The organism is Candidatus Dadabacteria bacterium, assembly GCA_026705445.1.
Classification (GTDB): domain Bacteria; phylum Desulfobacterota_D; class UBA1144; order Nemesobacterales; family Nemesobacteraceae; genus Nemesobacter.
Map to the genome: position 1 here is coordinate 1 of JAPPAR010000005.1, position 18,540 is coordinate 18,540.

The 18,540-nt window shown below is 52.4% G+C and carries 18 protein-coding genes; 15 read left to right on the forward strand and 3 right to left on the reverse strand.

The genetic code is table 11. The features are described 5' to 3' along the window. The first annotated feature begins 192 nt into the window (after window positions 1-192). The 7 genes from OXG75_01125 (at window position 193) to fabF (ending at window position 5,058) form a co-directional block, all read left to right on the forward strand. The gene (locus OXG75_01125; protein MCY3624593.1) at window positions 193-1,026 is read left to right on the forward strand and encodes a hypothetical protein; all 834 of its coding nucleotides are present in this window, start codon (window positions 193-195) and stop codon (window positions 1,024-1,026) included. Between the two features lie 91 nt (window positions 1,027-1,117). Continuing rightward, window positions 1,118-1,627, forward strand: coding sequence for a DUF177 domain-containing protein (locus OXG75_01130; protein MCY3624594.1), 510 nt, complete (start codon window positions 1,118-1,120; stop codon window positions 1,625-1,627). A 19-nt stretch (window positions 1,628-1,646) separates the two neighbouring features. After that, window positions 1,647-1,850 (forward strand): 50S ribosomal protein L32, encoded by a 204-nt coding sequence (gene rpmF / locus OXG75_01135; protein ID MCY3624595.1) that lies wholly within the window; start codon window positions 1,647-1,649, stop codon window positions 1,848-1,850. Between the two features lie 15 nt (window positions 1,851-1,865). Beyond that, complete coding sequence (gene fabD / locus OXG75_01140) at window positions 1,866-2,801, forward strand: ACP S-malonyltransferase (protein MCY3624596.1); 936 nt, start codon at window positions 1,866-1,868, stop codon at window positions 2,799-2,801. Continuing rightward, entirely contained in the window at window positions 2,788-3,531 is a 744-nt protein-coding gene (gene fabG, locus OXG75_01145; protein ID MCY3624597.1) for a 3-oxoacyl-[acyl-carrier-protein] reductase, read from the forward strand. The genes fabD and fabG overlap by 14 nt, the downstream gene beginning before the upstream one ends. A 21-nt stretch (window positions 3,532-3,552) precedes the next feature. After that, window positions 3,553-3,819 (forward strand): acyl carrier protein, encoded by a 267-nt coding sequence (acpP, locus tag OXG75_01150; protein ID MCY3624598.1) that lies wholly within the window; start codon window positions 3,553-3,555, stop codon window positions 3,817-3,819. Window positions 3,820-3,825: 6 nt separating this feature from the next. After that, window positions 3,826-5,058, forward strand: coding sequence for a beta-ketoacyl-ACP synthase II (gene fabF / locus OXG75_01155; GenBank protein ID MCY3624599.1), 1,233 nt, complete (start codon window positions 3,826-3,828; stop codon window positions 5,056-5,058). Between the two features lie 163 nt (window positions 5,059-5,221). On the opposite strand, the gene OXG75_01160 is transcribed toward fabF, so the two are convergent. Continuing rightward, a complete protein-coding gene (locus OXG75_01160) occupies window positions 5,222-6,442 on the reverse strand; it encodes a type II toxin-antitoxin system HipA family toxin (protein MCY3624600.1) in 1,221 nt (406 codons plus the stop codon). Then, window positions 6,435-6,749 (reverse strand): helix-turn-helix transcriptional regulator, encoded by a 315-nt coding sequence (locus OXG75_01165; GenBank protein MCY3624601.1) that lies wholly within the window; start codon window positions 6,747-6,749, stop codon window positions 6,435-6,437. The genes OXG75_01160 and OXG75_01165 overlap by 8 nt, the downstream gene beginning before the upstream one ends. A gap of 732 nt (window positions 6,750-7,481) precedes the next feature. On the opposite strand from OXG75_01165, the gene acnA reads away from it, so the two are divergent. From acnA to OXG75_01205, 8 genes are all read left to right on the forward strand, one after another. Beyond that, on the forward strand, window positions 7,482-10,148 hold the full coding sequence (gene acnA / locus OXG75_01170) for an aconitate hydratase AcnA (GenBank protein MCY3624602.1): 2,667 nt from the start codon (window positions 7,482-7,484) through the stop codon (window positions 10,146-10,148). An 86-nt stretch (window positions 10,149-10,234) separates the two neighbouring features. Then, entirely contained in the window at window positions 10,235-11,479 is a 1,245-nt protein-coding gene (gene icd / locus OXG75_01175; protein ID MCY3624603.1) for an isocitrate dehydrogenase (NADP(+)), read from the forward strand. A 38-nt stretch (window positions 11,480-11,517) separates the two neighbouring features. Next, a complete protein-coding gene (gene mdh / locus OXG75_01180; GenBank protein MCY3624604.1) occupies window positions 11,518-12,468 on the forward strand; it encodes a malate dehydrogenase in 951 nt (316 codons plus the stop codon). A gap of 81 nt (window positions 12,469-12,549) precedes the next feature. Further along, window positions 12,550-13,281, forward strand: coding sequence for a succinate dehydrogenase (locus OXG75_01185; GenBank protein ID MCY3624605.1), 732 nt, complete (start codon window positions 12,550-12,552; stop codon window positions 13,279-13,281). A gap of 2 nt (window positions 13,282-13,283) precedes the next feature. After that, window positions 13,284-15,002, forward strand: a complete 1,719-nt coding sequence (locus OXG75_01190) for an FAD-binding protein (GenBank protein ID MCY3624606.1) — start codon at window positions 13,284-13,286, stop codon at window positions 15,000-15,002. Beyond that, on the forward strand, window positions 15,002-15,733 hold the full coding sequence (locus OXG75_01195) for a succinate dehydrogenase/fumarate reductase iron-sulfur subunit (GenBank protein ID MCY3624607.1): 732 nt from the start codon (window positions 15,002-15,004) through the stop codon (window positions 15,731-15,733). The genes OXG75_01190 and OXG75_01195 overlap by 1 nt, the downstream gene beginning before the upstream one ends. Window positions 15,734-15,747: 14 nt before the next feature. Next, a complete protein-coding gene (gene sucC, locus OXG75_01200) occupies window positions 15,748-16,914 on the forward strand; it encodes an ADP-forming succinate--CoA ligase subunit beta (protein MCY3624608.1) in 1,167 nt (388 codons plus the stop codon). Between the two features lie 488 nt (window positions 16,915-17,402). Continuing rightward, a complete protein-coding gene (locus OXG75_01205; GenBank protein MCY3624609.1) occupies window positions 17,403-18,053 on the forward strand; it encodes a DUF4145 domain-containing protein in 651 nt (216 codons plus the stop codon). Window positions 18,054-18,086: 33 nt separating this feature from the next. On the opposite strand, the gene OXG75_01210 is transcribed toward OXG75_01205, so the two are convergent. After that, window positions 18,087-18,540 (reverse strand): HEPN domain-containing protein (locus tag OXG75_01210; GenBank protein ID MCY3624610.1); only part of this gene is annotated, 454 nt, incomplete at its 5' end.

An 18,540-nucleotide genomic window follows, 5' to 3' on the forward strand; every position in this document is an offset into this window, starting at 1 on the left:
CTTTATTATAACACAAACAACGGCCTTTTCTATACCTTACCGTGAGAAATCCGGGCTAGAACCCAAGAGATGTCCGACAACTATTCAACCTCTTTTGCTTCATGGCCCGATTGTACATTCACTTGGGAACCTGAGGACCAAGATTATCTTCCTGGTTCGCATTGGGATCCGTTTTACGAAAACATTGACAGCTTGGTTGATGAATTGCCCACAATCATCGGGAGCTCGCTAGGCACTGTTTCATATAGCGACGGTCGTCCTGTTCCACGCAAGGTTCCGGCAGAGTGGCCAAAAGGCGTTCACCTTTGCTGGCCAAATAATAATAGAGGTTTAATAACCACGTTCACTGGTATACTTCGGAGTTCAAGTAGTGTAGACAAAGAAGGCGGCGAGTTGCTCAGCTTGTATCCCTTCTTCAGCGAAGGTATTCAAGCTAGTATTGAGATTAGACAGGTTTTTGTCCTGAACCGAGCAGAGACCCTAATTGAGGGAAGCTGGGGCCAATCAGACATTTCATTCTTTGATACCCAATTTTTCAGCAACTGTGCATGGTATAAGGCAGGAGAGGCTTACGACTTCATTCTGTCAGGCATCGCCTACGAGGCAAAACCAGCTGAGGTCAGAGAAATTTCCATAACACCTGAGACAAGGCAAATACTGGGTTTGGAAGAGTCGGCACCTCCTGTAATAAGTATGGAAGGCGCAGCTATGTTCCTGTCCATTACCGAATGGAATAAGGATGACTACTGGTTTCACGGTCCCGTGCTTGAGGTAAAACCCTTCTCAAAAGAACGATTTGACGATATGCTCGGTCAATCCGGCTGGCAGATAAGGGTTACAGTTATGAGGTTTTCAGATGAAGAAGAGTATGAAGATGCCGAACTGGAAATTGTTGTGACCCAACGCGCTTGGTCAGGCAGTGAGCCTCCTAAGGTTGGTCAGGATGTTGAAGGCCGGCTCTGGTTACAAGGCTATTTGTGGAACGCGCAACCCCAGTTCAACCCTGTGCTCACTCCGGAAACTTGATCCTCCGGAAACTCCTATTTCTCTTAGTTACTTGCAATAAAGCGATTGTGGTTTATATTAGAGCAATTTTTGCAGGCGGGGTTTCCGCGCGATGAGAGTTAACGTATCGGAAATAAAGGACGGGGGATTGAGTCTCAATCTCACGAGGGGGCCGGGATGGCTCGGCGGTTCCGAGAAATCAGAAGTCGCGAGCGTGGGTTCCGATATAGAGTTTCATATTGATCTTTTACGCACGGCGGGCGAGATAAGCGTGCGGGGAAAAATCGGATTTCTGGCGGTCGCCCGGTGTTCCCGCTGCTTAAGCGACGTAAGCGTTGATACGAATCTTGAGGTAAACCTAATTCTTTCGCCTTCTGAGACAGAAAAGAAGGAGGAAGCAGGCGGAGAGATAGATTATGAAACTTACCGGGGTAGGACGATAGACCTTAACGATTACATGAGAGAGCAGGTGAATCTTTCGCTTCCCTACAAGGTGGTCTGCGTCGAGAACTGCAGGGGACTTTGCAGCGGGTGCGGACAGAATCTTAACGAACAGCAGTGCGGCTGCGAGACTCGCCAGGAGGACTCGCGCTTTGCGGTGCTTAAAGATATAAAGATATAGTTTCAACCAGGAGACTGAGATGGCATTACCCAAAAGAAAGACTTCCAGATCGAAATCAAGAAAAAGAAGAACCCATTATTCCGTTGCGTTGCCGGGGGCTTCCTTTTGTCCCGAGTGCAACGAGATGAAACCTCCCCACAGGGCCTGTCCCAGTTGCGGCTACTACAAGGGAAGGAATTTCTTCAGACAGGCTCCCGATACGGAAGTCGTTGCGGAAGACTAAACACACACTGAATCTATGATAGCTTTCCTTTTTCCAGGTCAGGGCTCCCAGTACATTGGCATGGGCGCTGATTTCTGCGCCGAGTTCGCAGTTGCGAGACAGACTTTTGAAGAGGCAAATGACGCTCTGGGAATCGACCTGGCGAAGCTTTGCTTCGACGGCGAGGCGGCGACCCTTGCTCTTACCGCGAACGCCCAGCCGGCGATACTTACAACGAGCGTGGCCGCGTTGAGAGTGGTTCTTGAGGAGACGGAAATAAGGCCCGATCTTGTTGCCGGACACAGCCTCGGGGAATTTACGGCCCTTGTTGCCTCCGGGTGCCTCGAGTTTGGTGACGCTGTGCGTACCGTGAGAAAAAGAGGGGAGTTCATGCAGGAAGCGGTTCCTCCGGGAGTCGGCAAAATGGCTGCCGTGCTGGGTCTCACGTCCGAGGAAGTAAGCGAGCTTTGCGCCGAGGTTGCGGGAGAAGAAAACGTGGTCTCCCCGGCTAATTTCAATTCGCCCACCCAGACCGTTATTTCCGGAGAAGCCCGGGCCGTTTCGGCCGCGGCGGAGCTTGCTAAGGAAAAAGGGGCAAGACGGGTTGTCGAGCTCGAGGTGAGCGCGCCTTTTCACTGCTCCCTTATGGAGCCCGCGGCCGTGCGCCTAAAGGACGTTCTCGGGGAAATAGATTTTCACCCTGCTAAGTATCCTGTGGTCACCAATACCGGGGCGGAGGCCAATTCTGATTCTGCCAGGGTGGCGGATATACTGGTGGAGCAGGTGGTAAGCCCGGTGAGATGGGCTGAGTCCCTTGAGTTTCTAAAAGACTCCGGGGTTTCTAAGTTTCTCGAAATCGGACCATCCAAGGTTCTAAGCGGTCTTGTGAAAAGAACCCTTAAAGGCGTTCGTTGTGCCGGTATTGAAAAAATTGAGGAGTTAAATCATATTAAGACAGATGGAATTCAGTAATCAGGTTGCACTTATAACCGGCGGGTCGCGCGGGATAGGAAAGGACATTGCGAAGAAACTCGCTTCGCGCGGGGCGTATGTTCTGATTAACTACATCAGCAACAGCCAGGCGGCCGAGGAGACCCTCAAGGAGATAGAGCAGGAAGGGGGCAAGGGCAGGGCGGTCGGCTTTGACGTTTCCGATTTCGACGAGGTTCAGCGGTGCGTGGGGGAACTCTCGGGTGAACTGGGCGGAATACATATACTTGTTAACAACGCGGGAATAAGGAATGACGGGCTTTTGATGAGAATGGGGGAGGAGGACTGGGACCGTGTCATGGACATAAACCTCAAGGGAGCGTTTAACTGTACCAAGGCGGTTTCAAGGGGCATGTTCAAGAACCGTTACGGAAGAATAATAAATATCACCTCGACTGCCGGTGAGGCCGGAAACCCGGGGCAGGCGAATTACGCCGCTTCAAAGGCCGGGGTAGTAGGTCTTACGAAAGCGACCGCCAAGGAATTCAGTTCAAGAGGAATAACCGTGAACGCCGTAAGTCCCGGTTTTGTTGAAACTGATATTATCGCGGACCTTAACGAGGAGATGAGAAAAAAATATCTGGAAGCTATACCTCTCGGCAGATTCGGGCGCGTTGAGGACATCTCAAACGTGGTGTGTTTTCTGGTTTCCGAAGGCGCGTCGTACATAACCGGGGAGGTTATAAAAGTTAACGGCGGAATTTACATGTAAAATTTAGGAGGTTTGACTCACATGGCAAAGGATAATGCTGAAATTTTAGCTAAGGTAAAGGAGATGATCGCGAGCCATCTCGGCAAAGCCGAGGATGAGATAACTCCCGATTCTTCCTTTATAGAGGATCTCGGAGCCGACTCGCTTGACCTCGTGGAACTTATAATGTCCATGGAGGATGAGTTCGGGCTTGAGATCTCGGATGAAGACGCGGAGAACATAATAACCGTTCAGGACGCGATCAACTTTATCCAGAGTTCAGTTGAAGCCGCTTCGGAGGATGAATAAGGGGAAATGGGAAGAAGGGTAGCGGTTACAGGTATAGGGCTTATAACGCCCGTCGGGGTGGGGAACGACGCCACTTGGTCTTCGATTTGCGAAGGGACCCCCGGAGTGAGCAGGGTTTCGTCCTTCAATCCCTCGGATCTTAAAACGCAGATCGCGGGGCAGGTGGAGGATTTCGAACCGACGCTCTATATGGAGCCGAAGGACGCGAAGAGAAACGACAGGTTCATCCAGCTCTCCATCGCGGCCACCAAGCTCGCGCTTGAGGATGCCGGGCTTGAGGTTACCGACGATATCGCCGGGCGCACGGGGACTTTTATCGGATCGGGAATCGGCGGGATGAAAACCTTCTACGACACCGTCCTCACGATGGAGAACAAGGGTCCTAACCGCGTTTCCCCGTTTTTCATACCGAACATAGTGACCAACATGGCTTCGGGATACGTCTCAATAAGGTTTAACGCCAAGGGTCCCAACTGCTCTTCGACGACCGCGTGTTCCGCAAGCGGTCACTCGCTTGCGCTTTCCGCCAAGATAATACAGGACGGCAAGGCGGACGTTATGATAGCCGGCGGAGCCGAAGCTCCGCTGATCCCCCTTACCTTCGCGGCTTTTAACGCCATGAAGGCGCTTTCGACCAGAAACGACGAGCCGGAGACCGCGTCGAGGCCGTTTGAGATGGGGCGCGACGGGTTTATCCTCTCGGAAGGGGCGGGAGTGCTGATCCTTGAAGAGCTCGAGTTCGCGAAAAAAAGGGGTGCCAGCATATACGCCGAGGTGCTCGGCTCAGGAATGAGCGCCGACGCCTTTCACATCACGGCGCCTTCGCTTGAGGGACCGTCAAGCTGCATGAACGCGGCTCTGGAGGATTCGGGCCTTAATCCCGGGGACGTGGATTACATAAACGCCCACGGAACCTCGACGCGTCTTAACGACGTTAACGAAACCAACGCGATCAAGGAAGTGTTCGGCGAGGACGCCCGGCGAATTCCGGTGAGTTCCACGAAATCCATGACCGGCCATCTGCTCGGCGCGGCGGGGGCGGTGGAAGCGGCAATCTGCGTGCTTGCGCTTCGAGACGGCGTTTTGCCGCCGACTATAAACCTTTTTGAGAGCGATCCCGAATGCGATCTGGATTACATTCCGCACACCGCGAGAGACAGTAAGATAAAAGTGGCTCTCAGCAATTCCTACGGTTTCGGTGGAACGAACGTAAGTGTCGCGCTACGCAAGTTCGACTGACCTCCTGGAGTCGGGGAAATCCCCGGCGGTCTCCCGATCACCTCGCCTGAGCAGGTAGCTTTGGAGACTGTTGTTAATAATTGCAGCAGAGCATGTTGACTGTCCGGTTTGCTACGGGGAGATGGACTATGCTGCTTGCTATCGAGGGGAAGACATGCAGGTGTCATATCGCCAAGGGGATAATCTTAAGATGATTCTCTATGGCCTTGACGGCATTGTCCGGCAACGGAAGATTTGCCTTCTCCGCATTCCAGTACTGGTAAAACAACGCGACGGTTTCACGCACAGTGTCCAGAACGAGCTTCTCCGGCAGCAGGGCCTTGGCGGCAAGATGGGAAAGCTCATCCTCTGAATAGCGATCAAAGCACTTGGTCCGGCTGAATTTCAAAGCGGCCTCGTTGTCCTCTATATAGGCAATCGTGGAAACAAAATCATAGGCCGGTGCCAGTGCCGCATTGCGCCTGTCGGGATAAATGAGGGACCAGTTCTTAAGGTGCATGTCGGCATTGCCGATAAGCGTGTTGAAGGTCAGGCGGCGGATAAACTCGGCAATGTCATCCTCGCCGCATTCGGCCCCGATCACTGTGGCAATGTTACGCGCGCTGGCCTTTTTATACTTCTCCTCCGGATAGATGCCGAAAACCTGAGCAAAGTCCTCGACGTGAACCGCGCCGCCGTCATCTGACCGATCAAAGCGCCTGACGGCAAGCGCCTGTCCGCTTAAGCGACCGATGTCTTCGGGCAGGTTTTCGATCGAGTCAACGCTGATGAGGCGCACCTCCGGCACGTTTATGCCCAGGAGCCGGGCAAGTGTCATCATCGAGAACTCGTTCTCGGGCACTCCCGCAAAATGAAGAGAAGGCAGCTTGACTATCCATGAACCGCCGACGCCTCTGGCCGGGAGGGTAAGACCGCCGCGAGCCTTCTCAACGGCTGAGAACTTAAGCTGTACGCCGGCCAGAGAAAATCGCAGGGCATTCTCACGCCGACCGCTGCCGCGGTCGCTGTCGTCGGAGACATCCGACGGCCATAATTCACCGCCCGAGGGGGTAACGGTGACCGCTCCCGAAAGGTCCGCGCCAAGCGCCCAGAGCAGGAAGAACTCACGGACGGGTTTTACCCCCGCACGATCCGCAAGGTAGGTGCGCATGGGGTCTTCGGGAAGCAGGTTTGAAAAAAACGGTATCAGCCGCGTCTGCGTGGGCGGAAACCCGGTAATCAGTTCTCCGAACCGGTCCTTGAACCCCAGACCGAGCGTGGGCTTTGCAGAGTCCCCGATATAGGAGTCATTGAAGGCGAATAAGGCGCGGTCGTCCCCTACGCGGGTAAGCGTGCCTATGGGGTCGCCGTAAAGCAGGACATCCAGAACATGTACGTCAGTCATCTCCTTCCTCATCAAGACTGTAGAGCGGCTGCGGGGTTACCCTTTCCCGCAGTGCGTCCGTGGCGCTGCTACGCACAAGCGATTTCAAGGCGGGAACAATCTTGCGCGGGGCGAGCGCGAGTTCCAGGTCAAGAGTGCGGGCTAGCGCTACCAGACTTGAAACTCTGAGGTCGACCGCGCCGTTCTCAATCTTTGAGATATGGCCCTGCGGAACGCCTGCTTTTTTGCCGAGTTCACGCTGGCTGAGCCCCTTTGCCTCGCGGGCCTTCCTCAGCGCGCTGGCTATATGTTCAATCGCATAGCTCATTTTGATATCCAATTCTATATTGAAAACGATTTTTAATATAGCTTAATATATTACATCGAGAGGGATAGTCAAGAGTTAATATGCTAATCTATATAAAATATTATATTTAATATATTATTAGATATCAATATCGGACCGCTGCCGGAAAGACCAGGACAGGAAATATTCTTCCAGAGGTGATTCTCCGGCATAAGCGAAAACTGTTTCCTTTTCCTGACACACTAGTTATAGTATTTTTTATGACTAGTATCACAATATCTGGCTTCAGCTTCAACCCTATCGGTCTTATATTGATATTTATTCTTATGTTTAATCTTTCTTTACCCATGAGAGTGCTAGGAGCCGTTGCGAGTATAATCACTGCTGCAAATAGAGCGGAAGTGGTAAAGCCTGAATTGGATTACTTTGATTATAACCCCTCTGTTGTGGATACCACCGAGCATCTTAATAAACGATTAGAATATCTTGAACAACGGCTAGAGCAACACGAACTTTCTAAAGAACAAAGAGTAATTTCAGACCAAGCCAGAACAAAGCTGTCAAACGGGTTCATTCAATAAATTCCCCAACAATGCAGACAAGGTAATCACAGGAGTATTTTTAAGGAGTCCGGTTACTTGAAAACGTAAATTCCTTACTAATCGGCGTCAGAAACTGTTTTATTTTTTCTCCCTCTTTGGTAAAATACCCCGCTGACTTCCAAAATATGAAACTGTGTAAAAGAGGTGCCATATGGCTTTGACTGACAATCTCGATACTCTTTCCGACCTTTCGGTCGGGGACAGAACCTACAAGATATATTCCCTCGCAAAACTTGAAGAGCGCTACGGCGTATCGATTTCAAGACTGCCTTTTTCAATAAGAATACTGCTTGAGAACGTGCTCAGGAATTTTGACGGAAAAACCGTGACTGAGCAGCACGTGGAGTCCCTCGCCAAGTGGGACCCTTCAAATACCGAGGCGAGAGAAATTCCATACAACCCCGCGAGGGTGATACTTCAGGATTTCACGGGAGTTCCCTGCGTGGTCGACCTTGCCGCGATGAGGTCGGTTGTCGAGAAAAAAGGGGGAGACCCCTCGCTTGTGAATCCCATAGTTCCCGTTGATCTGGTAATAGACCACTCCGTTCAGGTCGATTATTTCGCAAGCGGCGACGCTTTCGGCAAGAACGTGGAAGTCGAGTACGAAAGAAACAGGGAAAGATACACCTTCTTGAAATGGGCCCAGGGGTCCTTTGACAATTTCAGGGTCGTGCCCCCGGGAACCGGAATAGTGCACCAGGTCAATCTTGAGTGTCTTGCGAGCGTAGTCGTCTCAAAGCAGACAGGCTCCGAGTCGGTTGCTTACCCAGACACCCTAGTGGGAACGGATTCCCACACGACCATGATAAACGGTCTTAGCGTCATGGGCTGGGGGGTAGGGGGAATAGAGGCAGAAGCCTGCATGCTGGGGCAGCCGCTTTACATGCTGATACCCGACGTCATCGGATTCAGGCTGACCGGCCGCCTCTCACAGGGTGTTACCGCAACGGACTTGGTTCTCACGGTAACCGAGATGCTGAGGAAAAAGGGCGTTGTCGGCAAGTTCGTCGAGTTTTTCGGGCCCGGAGTGAGCAACCTCGCGCTCTCTGACCAGGCCACGATAGCGAACATGGCTCCCGAGTACGGAGCCACCATGGGATTTTTCCCGGTAGACGCCGAAACACTTAGATACCTCGGGACGACTGGCAGGGACGACGCTGCCACGCTTGTCGAGGCCTACACGAAGGAACAGAAGATGTTCAGAACCGACGATGCGGAAGACCCGGTTTGCACCGATACGCTAGAACTTGACATATCAACCGTCGAGCCGTCTCTTGCCGGCCCGAGCCGCCCGCAGGACAGGATATCGCTTGGGGACATGAAAAGCTCCTACCACGAGAATCTTCAGGCGAGGGGACTTGCCGCGAGCGGAGACGCATCGCGCGCGGCGAACGGAATTTCAGACGGTTCGGTCGTAATAGCTGCCATCACGAGCTGTACGAATACCTCGAATCCCTCCGTTATGGTAGGGGCGGGGCTTTTCGCCAAGAAGGCCGTTGAGAGGGGGCTTTCCGTTAATCCTTACGTGAAAACGAGTTTGGCGCCGGGATCGAGGGTGGTAACGGATTACCTGAACGCCGCGGGACTTACCCCGTATCTTGAGGAACTGGGTTTCGGTCTGGTCGGATACGGATGCACGACCTGCATAGGAAACAGCGGTCCGCTTCCAGAAGACGTGGACGCGGCCATAAGGGAAAACGACCTTACCTGCGCCGCGGTTCTAAGCGGAAACAGGAATTTTGAGGGTAGGGTGCACCCGCTTGTGAAATTCGCTTACCTGGCGTCGCCTCCGCTTGTCGTGGCGTTCGCCATAGCAGGCAAGGTCGGAATCGACCTCTACAGCGAACCTCTCGGGGTTGGAAGCGACGGAAACGAAGTGTTCCTCAGGGACATATGGCCGACGCAGCAGGAGATAATCGATACGGTAGCGGAGTCAATCACCCCCGAAATATTCAACACTCAGTATTCCCGGGTTTTTGAAGGCGATGAAACCTGGAAATCTCTTGAGGCTCCGCAGTCAGGCATTTACGAGTGGGATACGGAATCCACTTACATACAGGAGCCTCCGTTTTTTGATGATTTCCCGCTTGAGCCTGAAGACCCAGAAGACATAGAAGGGGCGAACGTGCTCGCGCTGCTCGGGGACTCGATAACGACGGATCATATCTCTCCCGCGGGCTCAATCCCCAAGGACGGCCCCGCAGGCGGCTATCTCATCTCGAAGGGCGTTACCCCGAGGAGCTTTAACAGCTTCGGTTCAAGGAGGGGGAATCACGAGGTCATGATCCGCGGATCGTTTGCTAACATCAGGATAAGAAACAAGATGGTCGGAGGAAAGGAAGGAGGGTGGACGGTTCACGTTCCCACGGGAGAGGAAATGTCGATTTACGAAGCGTCCTCAAGGTACATGGGCGACGGTACGGACCTTGTCGTGATCGGCGGGAAGGAGTACGGGACTGGAAGCTCCCGGGACTGGGCGGCAAAGGGAACCGCTCTTTTGGGCGCGAGGTGCGTCATAGCTGAGAGTTTCGAGCGGATTCACAGGAGCAACCTGGTGGGAATGGGGGTTCTGCCCCTTCAGTTCGAAGAGGGGGAGAGTGCGGAATCTCTCGGCATCACGGGCTTTGAGACCTTCAGCGTAAGCGGGATTTCAGAGGATCTTTTTCCGGGCAAACGGATGACCGTAACCGTGACGGACTCTGATGGCGGGCAGAGAGAATTTCACGCCACATGCAGGCTCGATACGCCGGTTGAGGTCGAATATTACCGCAACGGCGGGATACTTCAGACCGTCCTGCGTCAGATGATATCAGGGTAGGTGGAGAGACAGATTTGAAAAGGGCGGTTTTTTTCATTATATTGTAAGATTTAAATTTTCGTTTAGCTCAAAAGGAGAGGTGTTCAATGACAGTCCCAAGCGGAGAAAAAATACAGATTGATGAGGAAAGCAGAAAGCTTGTAATTCCCGACAACCCGATAATTCCCTTCATAGAAGGCGACGGGATAGGCCCCGACATCTGGCATGCGTCCCAGATAGTGTTCGACGCCGCGGTCGAGAAAGCTTACGGAGGAAAGAAGAAGATAGCGTGGCTTGAGGTGCTGGCCGGAGAGAAAGCGTATGAAGAGACCGGCGAATGGCTTCCCGAGGAAACCACCGAAACGATAAAGGAATATATTGTTGCCATAAAGGGCCCGCTTACCACTCCGGTTGGAGGAGGAATAAGGAGCCTTAACGTTGCGCTCCGCCAGATACTTGACCTGTACGCCTGCGTAAGGCCCGTAAGATGGATCAAGGGAACCCCCAACCCTCTTCTGGTTCCCGGCAAGCTAGATGTCGTGATATTCAGGGAGAACACCGAGGACGTGTACGCGGGAATCGAGTGGGAGAGCGGTACCGAGGAAGCGGCTGCCGTAAGGGAGTATCTAGTTGAGAATTACGGGGTGAACATCCGCGAACTCAGCGGAATAGGAATAAAGCCCATAAGTCCTTTCGGAACCAAGAGGCTCGTTAGAAAGGCGATCGAATACGCAATAGAGTATAAAAGAAAGAGCGTCACACTAGTCCACAAGGGCAACATAATGAAGTTCACCGAGGGTGCCTTCCGCGAATGGGGTTACGAGCTTGCGAAAGAGGAGTTTCCGGAGATCACCATAACCGAGGATGAACTCTGGGACGATTACGGCGGCAAGCAGCCCGATGGCAAGATCGTCATGAAGGACCGCATAGCCGACAGCATGTTCCAGCAGGTTCTAACGAGACCCAGTGAATACGACGTGATGGCCATGCCTAATCTTAACGGCGACTACATGTCAGATGCCTGCGCCGCGCAGGTAGGAGGTCTCGGAGTTGCTCCGGGCGGCAACATAGGCGATTACCTAGCGGTTTTCGAAGCCACCCACGGAACCGCTCCCAAGTACACCGGGCAGGACAAGGTAAACCCGGGTTCCGTGATACTCTCGGGAGTCATGATGTTCCAGTACCTGGGATGGCACGAGGCCGCGGAGCTTGTTTTCAGGGCGATGGAAGAGACTGTTTTGCAGAAAACGGTTACCTATGACCTCGAGAGACAGATGGAGGGGGCGACCCTTCTTAAGTGTTCCGAGTACGGAGAGGCCATCGTGTCAAACATGGACAAGGTAATGGACTAGAGGGGCTGCGGCACGCAAATCTTTTCAAAAGGAGTGGGATCTTGAAGAACGGCAGAGCGAAAATTTCTGTGATAGGTGCGGGAAACGTCGGCGCGTCGGCGGCGTTTCGGATTGCACAGCTTGAACTTGCCGACGTGGCTTTGATTGACATAGTGGAGGGAATTCCCGAGGGAAAGGCGCTTGACCTTGCCCAGATGTGCCCGATTACCGGAAGCGACGTAAATCTCGTCGGTTCAACCAACTACGAAGACACGGCAGGTTCAGACGTGGTGATAATCACCTCCGGGATTCCGAGAAAGCCCGGGATGAGCCGTGACGATCTTATCTCGACAAACACCAAGGTGGTAAAGAGCGTTACCGAGCAGGTGGTTGCCCATTCCCCGGACGCGATACTCATACTGGTCACCAACCCGCTTGACGCCATGGTTTACGTGGCGCACAGGGTAAGCGGCCTTTCGGACAACAAGGTGATGGGGATGGCGGGGGTGCTTGATTCCGCGCGTTTCCGGGCGTTTATCGCCATGGAACTCGGGGTATCGGTTGAGAACATAAACGCCTCGGTTCTCGGCGGACACGGAGACACGATGGTTCCGCTTCTAAGCAACACCACGGTGTCGGGTATTCCCATAGCGCAGCTTGTCCCCGCTTCAAGGCTCGAGGAGATGGTCGACCGCACCAGGAAGGGAGGGGCCGAAATAGTAGCGCTTCTTAAGACCGGAAGCGCTTTTTACGCCCCCGCGGTAGCCGCGGTGGAAATGGCCGAGGCAATCATAAAGGATAAGAAGAAAGTACTGCCCTGCTGCGTGTATGCGGACGGACATTACGGAGTGGAAGATACCTTCGTGGGTCTTCCCGTAAGGCTCGGCGCGGAAGGGGTTGAGGAGATAATAGGGGTTGAGATTTCCAGTGAGGAGATGGAGGCGCTGCATGTCTCGGCGGGCAAGGTGAAAGAGCTTTGCGAAATAATTGACGGAATGGGAATCCTCTAGGGTTCCGTTTACATTCCGCCCCCCGGCGCCGTTTATAATCTCGGACGGACGCTCCGGAATATTTTTGGAGGTTTCTACAATATGGCTAACGGTACGGCGAGCAAGGCGCTCACCATGAGAAAGGATGTGTGGTGGGTGGAGCCTCTCATAACCGGGGTGGTACTTGGGGCTTTTGGAATCTACTCCACGTGGAGGGCTCTTTCGAACCAGTTTTTCTACACCGAGCCCTATCTCTCGCCTTTTTATTCCCCGCTTCTGCTTTTTGACTGGTGGCCGGCTTCCCCGGCAATACTTATTCTCTGGGCGCCGCTTGGATTCCGAGCGACCTGCTATTACTACAGAAAAGCATACTACCGGGCGTATTTCTTCTCGCCTCCGGGCTGCGCGGTAAAACCGGTCGGCAAAAGGGGTTCCTACACCGGAGAGTCGAGCTTTCCGTTCATCCTGCAGAACATCCACAGGTTTTTTCTCTACGCCTCTATCGTCATTCTGCTGTTTTTGTGGATTGACTCGTACGAAGCCTTTTTCTTCCATGACGGGGCCGGAGTGGGCGTCGGGACCATAGTTCTTACCGCAAACGCGTTCCTGCTTACCATGTATTCGTTTTCCTGCCACTCGTTTCGCCACCTGATGGGAGGGAATCTAGACGTGTTCTCAAAGTGTCCGACCCGCTTTCGCCTCTGGGGCGCCATAAGCGTCCAGAACGAAGTACATATGAAATGGGCGTGGACAAGCCTTGTTTTCGTGGCTCTCACGGACCTTTACGTGTTTCTGGTAGCGAACGGAACAATCACTGATCTGAGGTTGATATAGACGTGGAAAAATACGAAACACACACTCATGACGTTATAGTTATCGGCGCAGGCGGGGCAGGGCTTCGGGCCGCCATCGAATCTTCCGCAAAGGGCGCCTCGACCGCACTTATATGTAAATCCCTGCTCGGCAAGGCCCACACCGTAATGGCCGAGGGCGGCGTTGCGGCCGCCTTGGCAAACGTTGACACAAAGGACAAATGGGAAACCCACTTCAAGGACACCATGGCTGGCGGGAAGATGCTTAACAACTGGCAGATGGCCCTTTACCACGCCCAGGAGGCTCCCGAGAGGGTGAGAGAGCTCGAGTACTGGGGAGCTCTTTTTGACAGAACGAAAGAGGGAAGAATAAATCAGAGGGCCTTCGGCGGGCACACTTGGAAGAGGCTTGCACACGTGGGCGACAGAACTGGTCTCGAGATGATAAGGACACTTCAGGAAAAGGGGATACACTCGGGCATAGACGTCTACATGGAATGCACGATAACCCATCTCGTAAAGGACGGAGACAGGGTTGTGGGAGCTTTCGGCTACTGGAGAGAGAGCGGAAAGTTTGTACTTTTCCGCGCAAACGCCATTGTTCTTGCGACTGGCGGGGTAGGAAAGGCCTACAAGTACACCTCGAACTCCTGGGAATACACCGGCGACGGTCACGCGATGGCGTATGAGGCGGGAGCCGAGCTTATAGACATGGAATTCATACAGTTCCATCCCACGGGGATGGTCTGGCCCCCGAGCGTAAGGGGAATCCTTGTTACCGAGGCGGTGCGCGGAGAGGGAGGCATTCTCACAAACAGCGAGGGCGAGCGCTTTATGGAGAGATACGATCCCGAGCGCATGGAGCTCTCAACCCGCGACGTGGTCGCAAGATCCATATACACGGAGGTTGAGCAGGGCCGCGGTTCTCCCCACGGCGGAGCATTCCTTGACGTCTCGCACAGGGGGGCCGATTACGTAAAGCGAAAGCTCCCTAGCATGTACCACCAGTTCATGGAGTTTGCCGACATAGACATAACGAAAGGACCGATGGAAGTGTTCCCGACCACCCATTACGTGATGGGCGGAGTCAAGGTTGAAGGAGATACCTGCTCGAGCACGGTTCCGGGGCTATTTGCAGCGGGCGAGGTCGCAGGAGGAATGCACGGGGCTAACCGTCTAGGCGGAAACTCCCTTTCTGATCTTCTCGTCTTCGGGAAAAGGGCGGGCGAGGGAGCCGCGGCTTACGCGAGCGGAAAATCCCACGCACAGATACCCGCCGAGCTCGTTGAGGGATACGCAAACGAGCTTCGCGAGCCTTTTAACAACACCCAGGGAGAGAACCCCTACACGATCCATCAGGATCTCCAGGACGTAATGCAGCTCTACATAGGGGTATTCCGCACGGAAGAGAACATACAAAAGGGCATAGACGAGATAGAGGGACTGAAGGAGAGGGCGAAAGTACTCAAGATAGAGGGCTCGGTGATGTTTAACCCGGGCTGGCATCTCTGCAGGGACCTTAAGTCAATGCTGATCGTCTCGGAGTCCCTTGCGAGATGCGCGCTTGCGAGAAAAGAGAGCAGGGGAGCTCACAGCCGGGTCGATTATCCTGAGAGCGACGACGAGACATGGGGCAAGCTCAATTTCATTGTCTCCATTAAAGACGAGGCTATGGACATAGCAACGCGGCCGATCACGGAGATGCCCGAAGAGCTTTCGAAACTGTTTACGGAGGATAAGTGATGTCGGTAGCCAAGCTAAGAGTTTTTCGCGGAGATTCCCAGGGTGGAGAGGAAAAGGAGTACGAGGTCCCGGTAGACGAGGGGATGGTGGTCCTCGACGCGCTTTTCTACATACAGGCAAACTACGACGGCGACCTGGCGATAAGATGGAACTGCAAGGCGGCCAAGTGCGGCTCCTGCAGCACCGAGATAAACGGAAAACCGAAGCTTGCCTGCAAGACCCGCATGGACAGTTTCGCCGAGGGCGAAACGATCACCGTCTACCCGATCAAGGCGTTTCCTGTGATAAAGGATCTCGTAACTGACGTGTCGTGGAACTACGAGGTAAGCAAGAAGATTCCTCCGTTTACCCCCGCAGAAGATATCGAGTGGATCATGTACCAGGAGGACGTGGAGAGGGGACAGGAATTCCGAAAATGCATAGAGTGCTTTCTATGCCAGAATGTCTGTCACATACTTCGCGACCACAACCGAAAAGACGCGTTTGCGGGGCCGAGGTTCATGATAAAGATCGCCGAGCGGGAGATGCATCCTCTGGATGTGCTTGACAGGAGGGAGTTTGCGCGCGAGGAAGCGGGGGTCGGCTTCTGCAACATCACGAAGTGCTGCACGGAAGTGTGCCCCGAGGACATACACATAACGGATAACGGAATCATTCCGCTTAAGGAGAGGGTGGTTGACAAGTATTATGATCCGCTTTCCTGGCTTTTGAGGAAGATCAAGGGGAAATAGGAGAGGGCACCAGATTGAACGTACACGAATACCAGGCCAAGAAGCTTCTCTCAGATTTCGGAGTCAGGGTCCCGGGGGGACAGGTGGTTTTCAGCGCGGATGAGGTGTCGGAGGTGCTTGATGCCCTCAACTCGGCAAAATACGTGGTAAAAGCCCAGATTCACGCCGGCGGCCGGGGCAAGGGAGGCGGAATAAAGGTAGTTGACAATTCCCACGACGCTATGGAGGCTGCGGATGAGATAATCGGGATGAGCCTGGTCACCCACCAGACGGGCCCCGAGGGCAAGACCGTTGGAAGCGTTCTTATCGAGGAAGCCTCCAGTATAGAAAAGGAGTTCTATCTCGGCATGGTTATTGACCGCTCCCGGGAAAAAGTGGTCGTTATGGGAAGCCCTGAAGGCGGGGTTGAGATCGAGGAAGTGGCGGCCAAATCTCCTGAGAAGATAATCAAGGAGCACGTCGATATCTCTCTTGGCATTCAGCCCTACCAGTGCAGGAAAATCGCTTACTTCATGGGTCTTGAGGGTGGTGCCGTGAGGCAGGCGGTATCGTTTATCTCATCCCTTTACCGGGTATTCATTGAAAAGGATTGCTCCCTGGCGGAGATAAACCCGCTTGTTCTTACCTCAGATGGGAACATAGTGGCACTCGACGCGAAGATTAACTTCGATGATAACGCACTTTTCCGCCACCGTGACATTGCGGGGCTTAGGGACAGGGATGAAGAGGACCCGCTTGAACTTGAGGCAAGCGATGCGGGGATAAGCTTTGTCAAGCTTGACGGAAACATAGGGTGTCTTGTTAACGGCGCGGGGCTTGCCATGGCGACCATGGACATTATCAAGCACCATGGCGGAGAACCAGCAAACTTCCTTGACGTCGGTGGAGGGGCCACTACGGAGCAGGTTACAAAGGCGTTTAAGATGATCCTGAGCGACGAAAACGTAAAAGCCATCTTCGTTAATATTTTCGGCGGTATTATGAAATGTGATACCATCGCCGATGGTATCGTGGAGGCCGCGGGCGAAGTCGGAATAAATGTTCCCTTGGTGGTCAGGCTTGAAGGAACCAATGTTGAAGCCGGGAGGGAAATTCTATCTAACTCGGGTCTTGACATCGAGACCGGGGCCGACATGAAAGAAGCCGCATCCAAGGTGGTTGAGGCTGCCAAAGCCAGCTGATTTTAGCAGGTTACAACTACTACTACTATAGTTTGAGAGCTACTTTCATCAAATGACAAAAATGGTTCCATCACTTTTTCTGCGCTCATAACTTCCTATAATCAGCAAATATTTCTTTAAAGTCATCCTCAGAATGTCACGTTAAATCCAATCAGCGATTTGCAATCGAAATGAGCAATTTGTTGTGGTTCCAAGAATGGTTTGATCGCCCTTTCTTTATGCTAAGAGCGGCAACCAAGGGTTAGCATAATTTCTATTGGAAATTATATACAATACTAGGCAAGCCTCTTACTTCTCAAGCTTAATTTTTTTGAGGCTTCTAGATCCTTGTCTGCATGATGGTTTTAGGCCACCTGCACAATTTCAGATTCTGTAGAAAAGACGGCTGTAGGCACTGATCCTCCATCTTTTTTTTAGATTTTTACTAAATTGACTTTTCTAGAACCTCGAATTATCTTCCTATGTGATCAATCCAAAAGGAGAAGTTGATGCCTAGCTTTCCTCACGACTGCCCACATTGTGGAACCAAACAAGCCGGTTTTTATATTCTTTCTGAATTTCATTCCCCATTAAAGAAGGGGATAATATACACTTTTGTAATATGTGGAATTAGCACTTGTCAGAAAGCGGCAACGGCAGTTTTTCAGGTAAACCTAAGGGACTACACGTACTCAGGATCTCATAGTGAACTAGCAAACGATTTTTCTCGGTTTCCGTCCAAATTTCTTTTTGTCGATTTTTACCCAAAACCAGAAACTCCAGAAATACCAGAGCATCTTCCAGAGAATGTTAATATGTATTATTTGGAAGCCGTTAATAGCGTAAAGAGTTCTCCTAATGCTGCGGGGGCAATGTTTAGAAAAACACTTGATACGGGATTGAAAAAGATTGATCCAGAAGCTAAAGGGAGGCTTATAGATCGGATAAAAAGTGCGGCTAAGACTGGTAAAATTACTCAGGACATGGCGGACTGGGCAGACCGTATCCGTCTTGATGGTAATGATGCTGCTCATGAAGAAGATCCTTTTACACATCAAGAAGCAGAAGAATTACACTTGTTTACTCGGCTTGTGATGATGTATCTTTTCAGTCTTCCCGGCATGCTTGAAGAGTGGAAAACTAAAACAGAGACTTCTTAAGTGTGCTTATTATTAAAGAGAAGCCGAACCGTATCACTGCTGAGGTGGACTATTCCGTAACATCTTGAACAGCGACCGACGAGCTAGATTGAACCCCGCATCAAATGCTTCTTTTTTTTCTTCCAGCAAACGCTTTTTTTTGCCGTTTTTTGGCCCATGAATTATTGCTGATCGTACATCATAAAAATGCTTTATATTCTCCTTTATCTGAGATTGTACTTCATCCTCGCCTCCTAGAAGGTCAGCTACGTTCTTTTGGAGTTGCTCGCTGATTCTCCCGTCCTTCGGTTTGAACATCCTCTCAAAAGCAATCGCCACATCCAGAATCTTGTCCTCCGTTGCGAATTGGCCACTACGTGCAAGAGCTTCGGCAAGCCGACCGATGACCGGCGCGACTTCCCTGTAACGCTCGCTCTTTCGTTCCTCGAATGTGTTTTTCGCTTCGGCAAACTCGCCGATCAGCAGCTCTGGAGACCCGGAAAGCCGG

Coding starts and splice junctions, on each gene's coding strand:
- OXG75_01165 (MCY3624601.1), bottom strand. CDS start 6,749: ATGAGCTATGCGATTGAACATATAGCCAGCGCGCTGAGGAAGGCCCGC.
- OXG75_01160 (MCY3624600.1), bottom strand. CDS start 6,442: ATGACTGACGTACATGTTCTGGATGTCCTGCTTTACGGCGACCCCATA.
- OXG75_01130 (MCY3624594.1), top strand. CDS start 1,118: ATGAGAGTTAACGTATCGGAAATAAAGGACGGGGGATTGAGTCTCAAT.
- OXG75_01205 (MCY3624609.1), top strand. CDS start 17,403: ATGCCTAGCTTTCCTCACGACTGCCCACATTGTGGAACCAAACAAGCC.
- icd (MCY3624603.1), top strand. CDS start 10,235: ATGACAGTCCCAAGCGGAGAAAAAATACAGATTGATGAGGAAAGCAGA.
- acnA (MCY3624602.1), top strand. CDS start 7,482: ATGGCTTTGACTGACAATCTCGATACTCTTTCCGACCTTTCGGTCGGG.
- acpP (MCY3624598.1), top strand. CDS start 3,553: ATGGCAAAGGATAATGCTGAAATTTTAGCTAAGGTAAAGGAGATGATC.
- rpmF (MCY3624595.1), top strand. CDS start 1,647: ATGGCATTACCCAAAAGAAAGACTTCCAGATCGAAATCAAGAAAAAGA.
- OXG75_01185 (MCY3624605.1), top strand. CDS start 12,550: ATGGCTAACGGTACGGCGAGCAAGGCGCTCACCATGAGAAAGGATGTG.
- OXG75_01195 (MCY3624607.1), top strand. CDS start 15,002: ATGTCGGTAGCCAAGCTAAGAGTTTTTCGCGGAGATTCCCAGGGTGGA.
- fabG (MCY3624597.1), top strand. CDS start 2,788: ATGGAATTCAGTAATCAGGTTGCACTTATAACCGGCGGGTCGCGCGGG.
- fabF (MCY3624599.1), top strand. CDS start 3,826: ATGGGAAGAAGGGTAGCGGTTACAGGTATAGGGCTTATAACGCCCGTC.
- fabD (MCY3624596.1), top strand. CDS start 1,866: ATGATAGCTTTCCTTTTTCCAGGTCAGGGCTCCCAGTACATTGGCATG.